Annotated in this window: 13 protein-coding genes; 3 read left to right on the plus strand and 10 right to left on the minus strand. The window is 63.0% G+C overall.

The window, feature by feature from the left end:
- Window positions 1-39: 39 nt before the first annotated feature.
- The 3 genes from HP556_RS28100 to HP556_RS28110 form a co-directional block, all read right to left on the minus strand.
- Window positions 40-2,286, minus strand: coding sequence for an ATP-binding protein (locus HP556_RS28100; RefSeq protein ID WP_338117627.1), 2,247 nt, complete (start codon window positions 2,284-2,286; stop codon window positions 40-42).
- Window positions 2,287-2,460: 174 nt separating this feature from the next.
- On the minus strand, window positions 2,461-2,931 hold the full coding sequence (locus HP556_RS28105; RefSeq protein WP_175369356.1) for a hypothetical protein: 471 nt from the start codon (window positions 2,929-2,931) through the stop codon (window positions 2,461-2,463).
- Window positions 2,932-3,038: 107 nt separating this feature from the next.
- Window positions 3,039-4,577, minus strand: a complete 1,539-nt coding sequence (locus tag HP556_RS28110; RefSeq protein WP_175369357.1) for a YifB family Mg chelatase-like AAA ATPase — start codon at window positions 4,575-4,577, stop codon at window positions 3,039-3,041.
- A gap of 182 nt (window positions 4,578-4,759) precedes the next feature.
- Between HP556_RS28110 and HP556_RS28115 the strand changes: the two genes are divergently transcribed.
- Window positions 4,760-5,794 carry a diguanylate cyclase domain-containing protein gene (locus HP556_RS28115; RefSeq protein WP_246297926.1) on the plus strand — a complete coding sequence of 345 codons (1,035 nt, stop codon included), beginning with the start codon at window positions 4,760-4,762 and terminating at the stop codon, window positions 5,792-5,794.
- 72 nt (window positions 5,795-5,866) lie between these two features.
- Here HP556_RS28115 and HP556_RS28120 read toward each other — a convergent pair whose 3' ends face one another.
- The 4 genes from HP556_RS28120 to rsmI all read right to left on the minus strand — a co-directional run bounded on the left by HP556_RS28120 (window position 5,867) and on the right by rsmI (window position 9,358).
- Window positions 5,867-6,847, minus strand: coding sequence for an MBL fold metallo-hydrolase (locus HP556_RS28120; protein ID WP_175369359.1), 981 nt, complete (start codon window positions 6,845-6,847; stop codon window positions 5,867-5,869).
- A gap of 176 nt (window positions 6,848-7,023) precedes the next feature.
- Window positions 7,024-7,965: a glutathione synthase gene (gene gshB, locus HP556_RS28125; protein WP_175369360.1), complete on the minus strand. Its 942-nt coding sequence runs from the start codon at window positions 7,963-7,965 to the stop codon at window positions 7,024-7,026.
- A gap of 36 nt (window positions 7,966-8,001) precedes the next feature.
- Entirely contained in the window at window positions 8,002-8,415 is a 414-nt protein-coding gene (locus HP556_RS28130) for a YraN family protein (RefSeq protein WP_175369361.1), read from the minus strand.
- Window positions 8,402-9,358 (minus strand): 16S rRNA (cytidine(1402)-2'-O)-methyltransferase, encoded by a 957-nt coding sequence (gene rsmI, locus HP556_RS28135; protein WP_175369362.1) that lies wholly within the window; start codon window positions 9,356-9,358, stop codon window positions 8,402-8,404. Before rsmI ends, HP556_RS28130 begins: the two co-directional genes overlap by 14 nt.
- Window positions 9,359-9,584: 226 nt before the next feature.
- Between rsmI and HP556_RS28140 the strand changes: the two genes are divergently transcribed.
- Window positions 9,585-10,811, plus strand: coding sequence for a penicillin-binding protein activator (locus HP556_RS28140; RefSeq protein ID WP_175369363.1), 1,227 nt, complete (start codon window positions 9,585-9,587; stop codon window positions 10,809-10,811).
- Window positions 10,812-10,814: 3 nt separating this feature from the next.
- Here the strand turns inward: HP556_RS28140 and hemW are convergent, their stop codons facing one another.
- The 3 genes from hemW to rph are packed head-to-tail and all read right to left on the minus strand — an operon-like array spanning window position 10,815 to window position 13,358.
- Complete coding sequence (gene hemW, locus HP556_RS28145) at window positions 10,815-11,978, minus strand: radical SAM family heme chaperone HemW (RefSeq protein ID WP_175369364.1); 1,164 nt, start codon at window positions 11,976-11,978, stop codon at window positions 10,815-10,817.
- Window positions 11,965-12,600, minus strand: coding sequence for an RdgB/HAM1 family non-canonical purine NTP pyrophosphatase (gene rdgB, locus HP556_RS28150; RefSeq protein ID WP_175369365.1), 636 nt, complete (start codon window positions 12,598-12,600; stop codon window positions 11,965-11,967). Before rdgB ends, hemW begins: the two co-directional genes overlap by 14 nt.
- 35 nt (window positions 12,601-12,635) lie before the next feature.
- Window positions 12,636-13,358 carry a ribonuclease PH gene (gene rph / locus HP556_RS28155; protein WP_093757824.1) on the minus strand — a complete coding sequence of 241 codons (723 nt, stop codon included), beginning with the start codon at window positions 13,356-13,358 and terminating at the stop codon, window positions 12,636-12,638.
- A 152-nt stretch (window positions 13,359-13,510) separates the two neighbouring features.
- Here rph and hrcA point away from each other — a divergent pair, with 152 nt between their 5' ends.
- Window positions 13,511-14,599, plus strand: a complete 1,089-nt coding sequence (hrcA, locus tag HP556_RS28160; protein WP_068730256.1) for a heat-inducible transcriptional repressor HrcA — start codon at window positions 13,511-13,513, stop codon at window positions 14,597-14,599.
- The last annotated feature ends 34 nt before the right edge of the window (window positions 14,600-14,633 follow it).

The raw sequence follows: 14,633 nt of genomic DNA on the forward strand, positions 1-14,633 counted from the left end.
CGGGCGTGTTGCGGGGGTGTGACAGCGAAGGTGGAGCTGCTAGGCGGCGACGTGCCGCGTCTTGGCGAGTCCCTTGAGGGCTTCGGCGAGCTTGTCGCGGTCCAGCGGCTTCATGAGGAAGCCGTCCATGCCGGCCTCGAAACAGGCATAGCGATCTTCGACCAGCGCGTTCGCTGTGAGGGCCAGGATCGGGGTGCGCCTGACGCGTTGACCGGCCTCGCGCGCGCGAATGCGTTTGGTGGTCTCGATGCCGTCGAGCTTCGGCATCTGGATATCCATCAGGACGAGATCATAGGGCGTGCCTGCGGAATCGGAGGCGAGCCAGGATTCCAGTGCCTCTTCGCCATTGGTGGTCACGACGGGCTTGTGGCCCAGCCGCGTCAGCAACGAGCGCATCAGTAGCGCGTTGATCTCGTTGTCTTCGGCGACCAGGATCGAGAGGCTGGGTGCCATCGCCGCCGTTGATTCCGGTGTGGCCAGATCCCGATCCAACGGATCATCGGCGGCGATTGTCGGTGAGTCCGTCTGTAATGTCAGGCGCGCGGCGAGCGAGGTCGCACGCAGTGGCTTCACCAGATAGCCGGTGAACGCACTCGGCGTTGTGGGCTGCAGCTCATGACGCATCGCCGGCGTGAACAGCACGATCCGTCGCAGCGCGTGCGGAATTGCAGCGTTCGCAAGCTGCTCGGCAGCGTCAGCACCAAGAGCGCGATCGATCATGACGGCGTGCCATGAACGTTCGGGTAGCAGCGCCTGCGCGACGGCGAGATCGGAGACAGTGCAGGTCTGCGCGCCCCATCGCCCGAGTCGCAGGGCTGTGAGCGAAGCTTCGATGGTTTGTGGCGCCACCAGCATCACCGAGAGGCCCGTGAGATCCGGCGGCACGAAGGTCGCGGTGCCGCTGTCGGATGCGGCGAGCGGGATCGATACTTCGAATGTCGAGCCGGCGCCGAGCTCGCTTTGCAGCGTGATGCGGCCGTTCATGCGCTTGACGATGCGCTCGCTGATGCTGAGGCCAAGACCCGTTCCGCCATAGTGGCGCGCAGTGCCCTCGTCTGCCTGTTCGAATTCGCGGAAGATGCGCTGCTGCGCATCCGGCGCGATGCCGATGCCGGTGTCGCGTACCAGGAAAGAGATTTCGTTCGGCCAGATGCCGGGCTCGACGATCAGCGCTACGCCGCCGGTCGCTGTGAACTTGATGGCATTGCCGGCGAGATTGAGCAGCACCTGGCGCAGGCGCGCCGCATCGCCCATCACTGTCAGCGGCAATCGCTCATCGACATAGGCCGCGATTTCGAGATTGCGTGCCTGCGCGCGCGGCGCCAGCAATTCGGTGATGTCCTCGATCAATCCGGCTAGTGCAAAGGGTCGATGTTCCAGATCGATCTTGCCGGCCTCGATCTTGGAGTAATCCAGCAGCTCCTCGATCAGCGACAGCAGCGCATCGCCGGAGGTCTTCACGGCCTTGGCGTAAGTGGTCTGTTCGGGTGTCAGCGGCGTATCGAGCAGCAAGCCGCTCATGCCGAGAATGCCGTTCAGCGGCGTGCGGATTTCATGGGACGCCATCGCGAGGAACCGCGACTTGGCGCGGTTGGCGGCATTGGCATGATCACGGGCTTCACCGAGGGCGCGCTCGGTCTGGGTGCGGTCGGTGACATCGCGGCCGACGCATTGCAACTCGGCGGGCTGGCCCGCATCGATCCGCACCAGACCTTCGCGCCAGGCGATCCAGCGCGGACCGGTCGCCGTGGCGATCTTCTGATCGTGCATGCTGGTGCCGTTCGACTCGTTGGCGATATCGCCCTGCTCCAGCAGCGTGAGTTCGAAGCGGCTGCCGATCAATGCTTCGCGCGATTGTTCCGCCAGCGCACAATAGGCATCGTTGACGAAGGTGATGCAGCCTTCGCTGTTGCGGATCACGATCAGGTCGCCTTGCGCTTCGAACAGGCTGCGCGCGCGCTCTTCGGCTTCCTTCAATTCCCAGTTCCGGTCGACCAAGGCTTCATTATGCGCTGCCAGTTTGCGCATCCGTTTGCCCATGAAGCGCATGCGGATGCTCATGGTGGCCAGGGCGACGCAGGCCAGCGCGAACAGGAAGCTGGCGCCGATCGCAAAAGCGTGCGGGTCGTAACCTGAGTCTTTCGAGGTCGAACCTGAGATGAAACCATAGGCGCCTCCGAAGGCAGCCGAGAACATCACGAAGGAGCGGATGACAAAAGCAAGCCACGGAAAACGGCGCGCGAAGCGGCGGAAGTAGACCTTGATCCGGAAGACACCTTTCGCCACAGATCAGCACTCCGGCTTGTCACATCATGGCTCGCGATTGCACGCGAATACAGGCCGCGATCAGGCGATCGCAGATCTCAGAAACAATGCGGGTATGTTGTTGCCAAGTGCTTGCACGATGGCAGTTTTGAATTTGCCCGCGCAGACATGGTTGATGAAGCGTTAATCCTCTTCTTAGAGGCTGGCCGCTGCCATCCGCGCCGGGCTGCGGCTGTGGGCGCTGACGATCAGCGCTGCGGCGTCGCGCGCCGTGAAGCTGCGAGATTTCACGAAGATCCGGTAGTCGGCGTCGCCCTGTTCTGACAGATAGATAACGGGCTCCGAACTCGCCGATGTCTCGGCAATACCGATGAAACGCGTCGCAGCGGTGACGGGACAGGCATCGGGTTCCGCTGCATCGACATCATCAACTACGACGAAGTCGGCAATCTCGGCGCTATCGACGATCTGCACACGGACGGTTGCCTGCAAGGGATCGCTGGTGAAGCTGACATGCGATCGCGCCTGCCAGGGCATGGCGGCGATCTGGACGGTGGTCTCACCGGTGGAGATGCAGGGATGCGTTCCGCTCACGAGATCGCCGCGGGCGAGAAAGGCTGCCAGCGCCAGGGGAATCGTCGAGGCTAAAATCTTGAAACGCAGCATGACACGGTACTCGCCCTGGCCCCGCAATGCGGGGTTATGGTGAGCAGAGCGTAAACAAAACTCGTTACTATCGCGTTGACGTCCACATCAGGGGCGTTGCCGGAAATTCACGCCGCGCGGCGAACGTCCTCCGCCAGCGCGCGATAAGACAACGCCTCGGCTAGATGCAGCCGCCCGATTTTCTCGGCGCCGTCGAGATCCGCCAGCGTCCGCGCCACGCGCAGCACGCGGTGATAGCCGCGCGCGGTCAGTCGCATCGTTTCGGCGGCATCGCGCAACAATGTCAGTCCCTGGGCATCCGGCTGCGCTACCGTTTCCAGCACAGAGGCCGGCGCGGAGGCATTGGTATGTGTGCCCGGCAATCCCGCCGCCGCATAGCGCATGGTCTGCAGATCGCGCGCGGCGGCGACACGCGCCGCGACTTCGGCGGAACCTTCCGACGGTGGCGGCAGAATGAGATCCGCCGCGGTCACCGCCGGGACTTCGATGCGCAGATCGATGCGGTCCATCAAGGGGCCCGAGATGCGCGCCTGATAATCGGAGGTGCAACGATCGATGCGGCCGCGCTTGCAGGAGAAGCCCGGCTCGAACGCGTGACCGCAACGGCATGGATTCATCGCAGCGACCAGCATAAAGCGCGCGGGATAGGTGACGCGGTGATTGGCGCGCGAGACCGCCACCTCGCCATTCTCAAGCGGCGCGCGCAGCGAATCCAGCACGCGCGGATCGAACTCCGGCAGTTCGTCGAGAAACAGCACGCCTTGATGCGCCAGCGAAATCTCGCCCGGCCGCGCGCGCAACCCGCCGCCGGTGAGTGCGGCCATGCTGGCGGAATGATGCGGTGCGCGGAACGGCCGGCGTGAGGTGAGCGCACCGTCCTTGATCTCGCCGGCCACCGACGCGATCATTGAGACTTCGAGGAGTTCCGCCGGCGATAGCGGCGGCAGGATCGATGGCAGCCGTGCCGCCAGCATGGATTTGCCGGAACCTGGCGATCCCGCCATCAATAGATGGTGGCCGCCGGCGGCAGCGATCTCCAGCGCGCGTTTGGCGCTTTCCTGTCCCTTGATGTCGCGCAGATCCAGCAGCGTTTCCTCACGCGCATGTATCTTCGGCTGCGGCCGCGACAGAACCTGCGTGCCCTTAAAGTGATTGGCGATCTGGATCAGCGACGTCGCGGCGATGATCTGGATATCGGGACTGGCCCAGGCGGCTTCCGCGCCGCAGGCTTCTGGGCAGATCAATCCCTCGTCGCGCGCATTGGCGCCGATGGCAGCCGGCAGCACGCCGGCGACCGGAGCGAGCGAGCCATCGAGACCGAGTTCGCCGAGCACGGTGAAGCCCGTCAATGCATCTGGCGGAATCGCGCCGATCGCGGCCATCAATCCGAGCGCGATCGGCAGATCGTAATGGCTGCCTTCCTTCGGTAAGTCAGCGGGCGCGAGATTGACGATGATCCGCCGTGCCGGCAGCGCCAGACCCGAGGCGACCAGCGCCGCGCGGACCCGTTCGCGCGCTTCGGACACCGCCTTGTCGGGCAGGCCGACGATCAGGAAATTCGGCAGGCCGGGCACGACCTGAACCTGCACGTCGACCGCGCGGGCTTCGATCCCCTCAAAGGCTACGGTGGAAACCCGCTGAACCATGCCGCCCTCATTCGAGATGAGAGCGTAACCTAAGGTTGCTTCTACTTCAAGAACAATCAGTGAACGAAATGTAGCGGTAAAGTATGCTGGTTTTGGCTGAAGTCGGCCATTGGCGTAGAAAATCTTAAACACGTCATGCAAAGCATCCTATGAGCTTCGAGACGAAGACTGGGTGCCCGCAGATGTCAGATCGCTTGTCGATGCCGCCAGACGCTCCGGATGACGCCGACCTGATCGCTGCGCTGAAGGCGCAAATCGAAGTCCAGCAGGCCATCATCGATCAACAGGCTGCTTCGCTGGCGCATAGCCGGAAGATATTCGATCGCTCCTCGGCGGCAGCGCGAATCGGCGTCTGGGAATGCGACCTCTCCGATGAATCGCTGGTCTGGACCGATGTTGTCTATGACATCTTCGATCTACCGCGTGGCTCGACGCCGATTCGCGAGGAGGCGCTCGCCTGTTATCCCGAAGAATCCGTCAGGGAACTGACGAAGCGGCGCAGCAAGGCCATCGAGGATCGCACGGGCTTCAGTCTCGATGCGGAGATCATCACCTTCAAGGGCAACCGGCGCTGGATCAGGATCACGGCCACTGTCGAGTCGGTCGATGGCGTTGCCGTCCGCATCTTCGGCATGAAGCAAGACATCACCGAAGAGAAAATTCTGGCGGATCGCAATCGCTATCTCGCCGAATTCGATACGCTGACCGGCCTCGCCAATCGCAGCCAGTTTCAAACCAAGCTGTCGCTGTTCGATGCGGCGTCGGCCATCAAGGTGAAGCCGTTCGGCGCGCTGCTGTTGATCGATCTCGATGAATTCAAGCCGGTCAATGACTGTTTCGGCCACGCAGCGGGCGATGCCTGCCTGACCGTCGTTGCAAATCGAATTCGCAACATCTGTGCCGGTGCGGAACTGGTCGCACGACTCGGCGGTGACGAATTCGCGGTTCTGCTGGGGCCTCACGCGGAATTCGAGGAAGCCTCGGAGACGGCGCGTGCGATTGTCACGCAGTTGGGACTGCCGATTGATCATCGCGGACAACAGTTGCGGGTTGGCGCATCGGTCGGCATCGCGCTGGCCGATAACTGCACGTCATCGCAATTGGCAGCCATGGCCGATTCGGCGCTCTATGCAGCGAAGGATGCCGGACGTGGCACGTTCCGGATCTACAAACGCGGAGCGGAGAGACGTCAGAGGGACGCCTCATCCGCGGCGTGAGGATAAATTGCTGCGGAATTCCTGCGGCGGTCACTGTCTCAAGATCGCCGCAGGAAAGTCGCAGGACTTCCGCTAGAGATTCATCACCATCGGCTCGGCGATATAGCGGAAGCCGTCGCCCGATTTGACCACATGGCCATAACCCGGCCAGGCAAAGTGATAGGACATCACGGCGGTCTTGTTGGCCGCGAGCATGTCGAGCATCTTCACCCGCGTTGCCGCGGCCATCTTCGGATCGGAATCATAGGCGAACTCCATCCGCGGCTTCTCCAGCAACAGCACCTGATGATGGGTGAGGTCGCCGAGGAACGCGAAGGACTTTCCGTCCGATTGGATCATGAACATGTGGTGGCCGAACGTATGGCCGGGCGCATGCATGGCAGTAACGCCGGGCAGGAACTCCTGGCCGTCCTTGAAGAACACCAGGCGATCCTTCACCGGCAGCAGGTTCTTGCGTGCATGGACGATGAAGTCCTTGAGCGGCGAACCGAGCTTGCCTTCGTCGGTCCAGAACTTGAAGTCTTCCTCGCTGAGATAGACCTGCGCATTGGGAAAAAGCGGCTTGTCATTGGCATCGACGATGCCGCCGATATGATCGATATGGGCGTGCGAGCACACCACGGCATCGATATCGCCGGGCTTGATACCGGCTTCGGCCATACTTTTCTGCAGGCGACCCGTGGTGTTGCCGAACAGTTGCGACGTGCCCATGCCGGTGTCGAACAGGATCAGTCTGTCGCCCATGTTGACGATCGGCGCGTTCTGTTCGAGCACGACATTGCTGCTGCTGAGGAAATTATCCGTCAGCATCTTCTGCACGTCTTCCTTGGGTACGCCGACGAATGTGCCGGAGGGATCGCCGAGCGGCAAAGGTCCGTCGGAGACAACGGTGACTTCCGCGTTGCCTAACATGAAACGGTGGAAGTAGGGCGCCTGTGTGCCGAGCTTTGGTGCCTTGGCCGATGCACTGCCGATGAGGCCGGGAGCGAGGAGATTAGCGCCCAATCCTGCGCCGAGCGAGAGCAGGGACCTTCGCGAAACTTCTGAAGTCATGCGTTTCTCCACTGATATGCTTTTGCTTGCCGCCACATGTAGCGGGCCGCTCGATTGGTCGAGCGTGCATCGGCATGCTGCGCTTGCCGTCCATGACTGGCAAGCAAAAGCAGCAAGCGGAGAATTGCGACAAATGGAATTCAAACTGCTGCGTCAAGTATTGACGCGAGCGGAGTTTACTTCCGCCTTGCTTCGATCACGTCCCAGACCCGCGCCGCGACATCCGGTCCGCCAAGCTTGGCGATGGCGCGAATGCCCGTGGGCGACGTCACGTTGATCTCGGTGAGATTGCCGTCGATCACGTCGATGCCGACGAACAGCAGACCGAGATCACGCAGTGCCGGTCCGACGCGTTCGCAGATTTCGCGCTCACGCGGCGAGAGTTCGGTGGCCTTAGCGGCACCGCCACGCACCATGTTGGAGCGCAAATCGTCTTCAGCCGGCACGCGGTTCACGGCACCCGCGAATTCGCCGTCGATCAGGATGATGCGCTTGTCACCATGCTTCACTTCGGGGAGGAAGCGCTGGATGACCCACTGCTCCTTGAAGGTCACGGAGAACAGATCGTAGAGCGAACCGAAATTCATGTCCTGCGGCAGCACGCGAAACACCGCTGCGCCGCCATGGCCGTGCAGCGGCTTCATCACCACGGCGCCATGCTCGGCACGAAATGCATTGATCTCGTCCTTGTCGCGCGAGATCAGCGTCGGCGGCATCAGATCCGAGAAGCCCATCACAAAGATCTTCTCCGGCGCGTTGCGCACCGAGGCTGGATCATTGACAACCAGCGTCTTCGGATGGATGCGCTCCAGAAGATGCGTCGAGGTGATGTAAGCGAGATCAAATGGCGGGTCCTGGCGCAGCAGTACCACGTCGAAGGATTCCATGGTGGTGCGGGTGGGCTCACCGAGGGTGAAGTAATCGCCTTCGACGTCGCGCACCGACAGCGATTGCACTGGCGCTACCACGTCATTGCCGCGCAGCGAGAGCTTGTCCGGCGTGTAATAGGACAGTTTGTGGCCACGCTTCTGGGCTTCCAGCAACATCGCGAAGGTCGAATCGCCCTTGTGATTGATGCGCGCAATGGGGTCCATCTGGACGGCGACGTTCAAGGTCATGCTGGGGTCCGGAATTGTGGTCGGGAAAGCGAAAATTCAGGTACTGGCGTCGAATGCCGCTAACAGATGGCGTGGCAAATGTCTTGGCGCAATCAGCACGACGTCGAAACGCAGGTCGAATTCTGCATGTTCGGGATGCGCCATCAGCCAGCCCTGGGCGGCATCCATGATCCGGGCCTGCTGACGTGGTGTCACCGCATAGGCGGCCTCGTCCAGGCTGGCGCGGGCCTTCACCTCGACAAAGGCGATCAGGCTGCGTTTCTTGGCGACAATGTCGATCTCGCCATGGGGGGTACGAAAGCGGCGGGCGAGGATGCGGTAGCCCTTGGCCAGCAGCAAAGCAGCGGCACGGCTTTCGGCGGAGAGGCCGGTATTGAACGCGGCAACGCGTTCCGGCGCTGCCGGTCTGGCCGCGGGTTTCGGCGCGGAGACTTTGTCAGTCTTCGCCATCGCCGGAGTCCCTGTGAATCTCCTTGGCGAGCTCCAGCGCGCGGGCATAGACGGCGCGGCGCGGCCGGCCGGACAGTTCGACCGCATGCGCCACGGCATCCTTGACGCTGTCGCGCTGCAACGAGCTGCGCAGCAGGGCATCGAGATCGTCCTCGGTCATGGCCTGCGCATCCGCAGCCGGTGGCCCGATGACGAGCACGAATTCACCGCGGGTCTCCAGCCCATCGGCCTCCTTGGCCAGATCGGCAATCGGCCCGCGATTGACCTCTTCATGCATCTTTGTGAGTTCGCGGCAGATCGCCACATCGCGGTTGCGCATGATGTCGGCGAGATCAGCCAGCGTATCCTGGACGCGGTTGCCGGATTCGAACATCACCAACGTGGCATCGATGGCAGCCAACTCCGTCAGGCGGGACCGGCGCGCCATCTGCCGCGATGGCAGAAAACCCTCGAAGAAGAAACGATCGGTCGGCAGCGCCGACACGGCCAACGCGGCCAGCACCGAGGACGGCCCTGGCAGCGAAATCACATTGAAGCCTGCTGCAGTCACTTCCCGCACCAGTTTGAAGCCCGGGTCGGAAATCAATGGCGTGCCGGCATCGGACACCAGCGCGATCGATGCGCCCTGCGCCAGCTTTTCGAGGATCTTCGGCCGCGCCTGTTCAGCATTGTGCTCGTGATACTGCTTGAGCGTACCGGAGATCCCGTAGCGCTCGGTGAGCCGGCGCGTGATGCGGGTGTCTTCGCAGGCGATGATATCGACGCCCGCTAAGGTCTCCAGCGCGCGCAGCGTGATGTCGCCTAGATTGCCGATCGGCGTGGCCACAAGATGCAGCCCCGGAACAGCTTTCGGTGCCATGAGCAGATGGCCGGAGACCGTGAAGGTCCTGGCCGATGGCGCCGCGGCGTCCGCAGGCGATGAGGAGAGGGGTGTTGCGCGCATGGCGACAATGTAGAGCGAATTGCGCCAAAGGGGGACAGCCGTTTTTCAGACGTTTGGCTGTGGTTCATTCCCGTCGTGCTAATCCGGCCGCGGTGACCGGGTAGAGCCCAACATAAAGCTTTTGTTTTGGTTAACTTATTGCCGACAATATGCCTGAATCCGCGCCTCACACTATATAGTGGGTGACGAGGCGGGCCGATTTCAAACGGCCGAAAGAAGAGAAGTGATGGCGGATCCGTTCGACCCCAAATCCAGGAGCAAGGGAGCGACTTCGGGCGCAACGCGGCGGACGGCTGTCGGCCTGCTGCTGGGTGCGCCGTTGCTCGGAGCTTGCGCGGGTGTGCAATCGACGCTGACCAATGCCTTTGGCACCGGACCCAGTGCGCCATCGGGACCCCCCGCCGGACCGGCGCAGCAGTCGCAAGCCATCGGCACCGGCGGCACGAAAGTCGGACTGATCCTGCCGCTGTCGGCTTCGGGCAATGCCGGCGTCGCCGCGCAGTCGATGAAGAATGCCGCTGAGATGGCACTCGCCGAATTCCAGAACCCCAGCATTCAACTGCTGATCAAGGACGACAATGGGAGCGCGCAGGGCGCGCAGCAGGCCGCCCAACAGGCGCTCGATGAAGGGTCCGAAATCATTCTCGGGCCGCTCTTCGCCCTGTCGGTCCCAGCCACCGCGCAGCTCACGCGCGCGCGCAACGTGCCTGTGATCGCGTTCTCGACCGATTCCAGCGTCGCCGGCCGTGGTGTCTATTTGCTCAGCTTCCTGCCCGAGTCCGACGTCAATCGCATCGTCGATTACGCCGCGGGCACGGGCAAACGCTCCTTTGCGGCGATGCTGCCCGAGAATGCCTATGGCAATGTGGTCGAAGTTGCGTTCAAGCAGGCCGTCGCGCGCAAGGGTGGCCGCGTCGTCGCTTTTGAGCGCTATGGTGCTGACCGCTCCAGCGCAGCACGCAACATTGCCGCATCGCTCACCGGCGCCGACGCGTTGTTCATTGCTGACGACGGCGACGCGGTTGTGGCGACGGCTGATGCCTTGACTGCGGCGGGTGCCAATCTGCGCAACGTGCAATTGCTCGGCACGGGCCTGTGGGACAATCCGCGCGTCTTCAACAGCGCCGCGCTGCAGGGCGGGCTCTATGCCGCGCCGGATCCCGCAGGGTTTCGTGCATTTGCCGGCCGTTATCGCGCGAAATATGGCGGCGATCCCGTGCGTACAGCGACGCTTGCTTACGATGCGGTGGCGCTGGTCGCCGCTTTGGCGCGCACCCAGGGCGGACAGCGCTTCGCACCTGAAACGCTCACCAATCCATCCGGCTTTGCCGGCATCGATGGTCTATTCCGTTTCCGCAGCGATGGCGGCAACGATCGCGGCCTCGCCGTGATGAAGGTCGCGTCCGGTGGCGGTCAGGCCGTGGCGGGCTCACCGAAGAGTTTCGGGGCGTAGCACCTACGCCGCCAGATCTGCCACGACAGCATCAAGCACAGGGAATCCCTCCTGCGTCACGCGCAGGCGGCCGTTCTCTTCCACAACGATGGCGCCTTCCTCGCGCAGGATAGCGATGCGCTTCTCGTCGAGCGCGCGGCCGGACAGCATCTGATAGCGCGCGGGATCGATGCCTTCGGCAAGGCGCAGGCCCATCAGCAGATATTCGTCGGCGCGTTCTTCGCTATTGAGCAACTCATCCGATGTGACACCGTGGCCGTTGTCTTCCACGCGCATTACCCAGGCTTCCGGCCGCTTTTCGGTGGCGATGGCATGTCTGACACCGTCGATGTCAAGGCGGCCATGGGCGCCAGGCCCGATGCCGGCATATTCCTGGCCGCGCCAATAGACGAGGTTGTGTTTGCACTCCGCGCCAGGGCGGGCATGATTTGAAATCTCGTAGAACGGCAGGCCCTGCTGTGCGCAGACTTCCTGCGTCACGTCATAAAGTGCGCGCGCGAGGCCCTCGTCGGGGGTCTTGAGCTTGCCGGCGGCGTGCAACCCGAAGAACGGCGTGCCTTCCTCGATGGTCAGCTGATACAGCGATAGATGCTCGGCGGCTTCCGAGATGGCGAGCTTGAGTTCGTCGGTCCACATCTGCGGGGTCTGGTCGGGGCGCGCATAGATCAGATCGAACGAATACCGATCGAACGCGCTGCGCGCGATGGCCACGGCATCGAGTGCCTCGCGCGCCGTATGCAAACGTCCGAGCGACTTCAGCGACGCATCGTCGAGTGCCTGTACGCCGAGCGACACGCGGTTGACGCCGGCCTCGCGATAACCGCGAAAGCGCGTCGCTTCGACGGAGGTCGGGTTGGCTTCGAGTGATACTTCGACGTCGGAGGCGACGTTCCAGTATTTTCCGATCGAATCCAGAACCGCGCCGACCGTTTGCGGCTGCATCAGCGACGGCGTACCGCCGCCGAGAAAGATCGATGTCACGGTGCGGCCTGGCGTGCGGGCAGCCGTGGTTTCGATCTCGCGTGCAAAAGCGCGCGCGAAACGTACTTCATCGACGGCGTGATGACGGACATGGCTGTTGAAGTCGCAATACGGGCACTTCGACAGGCAGAACGGCCAGTGCACATAGACGCCGAAAGCGTCTTGCTGTGCGTCAGCGGGGTTCAAGGCAGATCTCCGCGAGTTTCACGAACGCCCTGGCGCGATGCGACAAGCCCTCGCCGAGTGGCGGCAACCCGTGCTTCTCGACCGCGGTCATTTCGCCATAGGTGCGGGTGTAACCATCGGGCAGGAATGTCGGATCGTAGCCGAAGCCGGCAGTGCCGCGTGGTGGCCAGACCAGCGTGCCATGCGCATGCGCTTCGACTTCCTCGAGATGACCGTCGGGCCACGCCACGCAGAGTGCCGAGACGAAATGCGCGGTGCGCTTGTCAGGCGAGGTCGCGCCGCGCTCTTGCAGCAAACGCTCGATGCGCGTCATTGCGCCGGTAAAGTCCTTGGACTCGCCGGCCCAGCGCGCCGAGAAGATGCCGGGTGCGCCGTCGAGGGCATCGACGACGAGGCCGGAATCATCTGCGAAGGCCGGCAGTTGCGCGACATTGGCCGCGGCAATCGCCTTGATCGCGGCATTGGCCTTGAAAGTGTCGCCGGTCTCGTCGGGCTCGGCGAGGTCGAGCTCGCTGGCCGACACTGCTTCGATGCCGTAGGGGGCCAAGAGATCGCGCATCTCGGCAAGCTTGCCGGGATTGTGGGTGGCGATGACGAGCTTCCCAGTGATTCGACGATGCATGATGCGAGTCTACGCCTGCTTGATGACTTGCGGAATCACGCGATGGCCATTTTCTGCAGTTCAACCAGACGTCCGACGCCCTTTTGCGCCAGTGCCATCAACTTCAGGAACTCGTCCTGCGTGAACGGCGTCTTCTCGGCAGTGCCCTGCACCTCGATGATGCGGCCGTCGCCGGTCATCACGAAATTGGCGTCGGTGTCGGCTTCGGAATCTTCGGCATAATCGAGATCGAGCACCGGGGTGCCCTGATAGATGCCGCAGGAAATCGCCGCGATATTGTCGCGCAGCACGTTGCCGCCGCCGTTCTTGAACATGTTGCGGTTCTTCATCCACGAGATGCAGTCGGCCAGCGCAACCCATGCGCCGGTGATCGACGCCGTGCGGGTGCCGCCATCGGCCTGGATCACGTCGCAGTCGATGGTGATCTGGCGTTCGCCGAGCGCTTCGAGGTCGACGGCAGCGCGCAGCGAGCGGCCGATCAGGCGCTGGATCTCGACGGTGCGGCCGCCCTGCTTGCCGGATGCGGCTTCGCGGCGGGTGCGTTCCAGCGTGGCGCGGGGCAGCATGCCGTATTCGGCGGTGACCCAGCCGCGGCCCTGGCCCTTAAGCCATGGTGGCAGGCGCTCCTCCAGCGTGGCGGTCACCAGCACGTGGGTGTCACCGAATTTCACCATGCAGGAGCCTTCGGCATATTTGACCACGCCGCGTTCCAGCGACACGGCGCGCAGTTCATCGGGCGCACGACGGCTTGGCCGCATGAGAAAATCCTTCCAAATGTCCAGAGAAGCCTGTTCGCGGTGCTTTTAGGGGCCACAGACCGCAGCGGCAAGGGCGGGGCAGGTTCCACAACCGCAATGGTGCTTGTATCCGGCCCGCCGGAGCGACAGATTAGGTTCTCAAGGAGTACCCTGTGGCCCACCACGATCCGATCGGCCTGATTTCGCCGCATGCCGGGCTCGCCCAGCTCAATGAGCGATCGCGTGAGATCTTCCGGCAGATCGTCGAGAGCTATCTCGCCACCGGCGAACCTGTCGGTTCGCGCAATATTTCACGCCTGATCACGGTTCCGCTGTCGCCAGCCTCGGTCCGCAACGTCATGTCGGACCTGGAGCAGCTCGGCCTCATCTATGCGCCACACACGTCTGCCGGCCGGCTGCCAACCGAACTCGGGCTGCGGTTCTTCGTCGATGCCTTGATGCAGGTCGGTGACCTCACCGAGCCCGAACGGCAGTCGATCCAGCAGCAACTGTCTTCGGTGGGGCGCTCGCAGACGGTGGAAGCGGCGCTCGGCGAGGCGCTGACGCAGCTGTCCGGGCTGACCCGCGCGGCGGCGGTGGTTTTGACCGCCAAGTCCAATGTGCGGCTGAAACACATCGAATTCGTCCGTCTGGAGCCCGAAAAGGCGCTGGTCGTGCTGGTCGCCGAGGATGGCCAGGTCGAAAACCGCGTGCTGACCCTGCCGCCGGGCGTGCCGTCGTCGGCGCTGAATGAGGCGTCGAACTTCCTTAATGCCCGGATTCGCGGCCGCACGCTGGCTGAGGCCCGGTTGGAGCTGGAGACGGCGCTGACCCAGAACCAGATCGAGCTCGATCAGCTGACCCAGAAGGTCATTGCCGCCGGCATTGCCAGCTGGTCGGGTGGCGAGAAGGATGATCGGCAGCTGATCGTGCGCGGCCAGGCCAATCTGCTCGAGGATCTCCATGCGCTGGAGGATCTTGAACGCGTTCGCCTCCTGTTCGACGATCTCGAAGCCAAGCGCGAGGTGATCGACCTTCTCGGCCGGGCGGAGACGGCCGAAGGTGTCCGCATCTTCATCGGCTCGGAAAACAAGCTGTTCTCGCTGTCCGGCTCGTCCACGATCATTGCGCCCTACAGCGATGGCGCCGGCCATATTGTCGGCGTTCTCGGTGTCATCGGCCCGACCCGGCTGAACTATGCGCGGGTGATCCCGATGGTAGATTACGCGGCGCGCATCGTTAGCCGCATGCTCGGCGGCTGACAGATCGGCCGAATCCGGCCGGTTGCGCTTGATT

Source organism: Tardiphaga robiniae, assembly GCF_013359755.1.
Taxonomy (GTDB): domain Bacteria; phylum Pseudomonadota; class Alphaproteobacteria; order Rhizobiales; family Xanthobacteraceae; genus Tardiphaga; species Tardiphaga robiniae.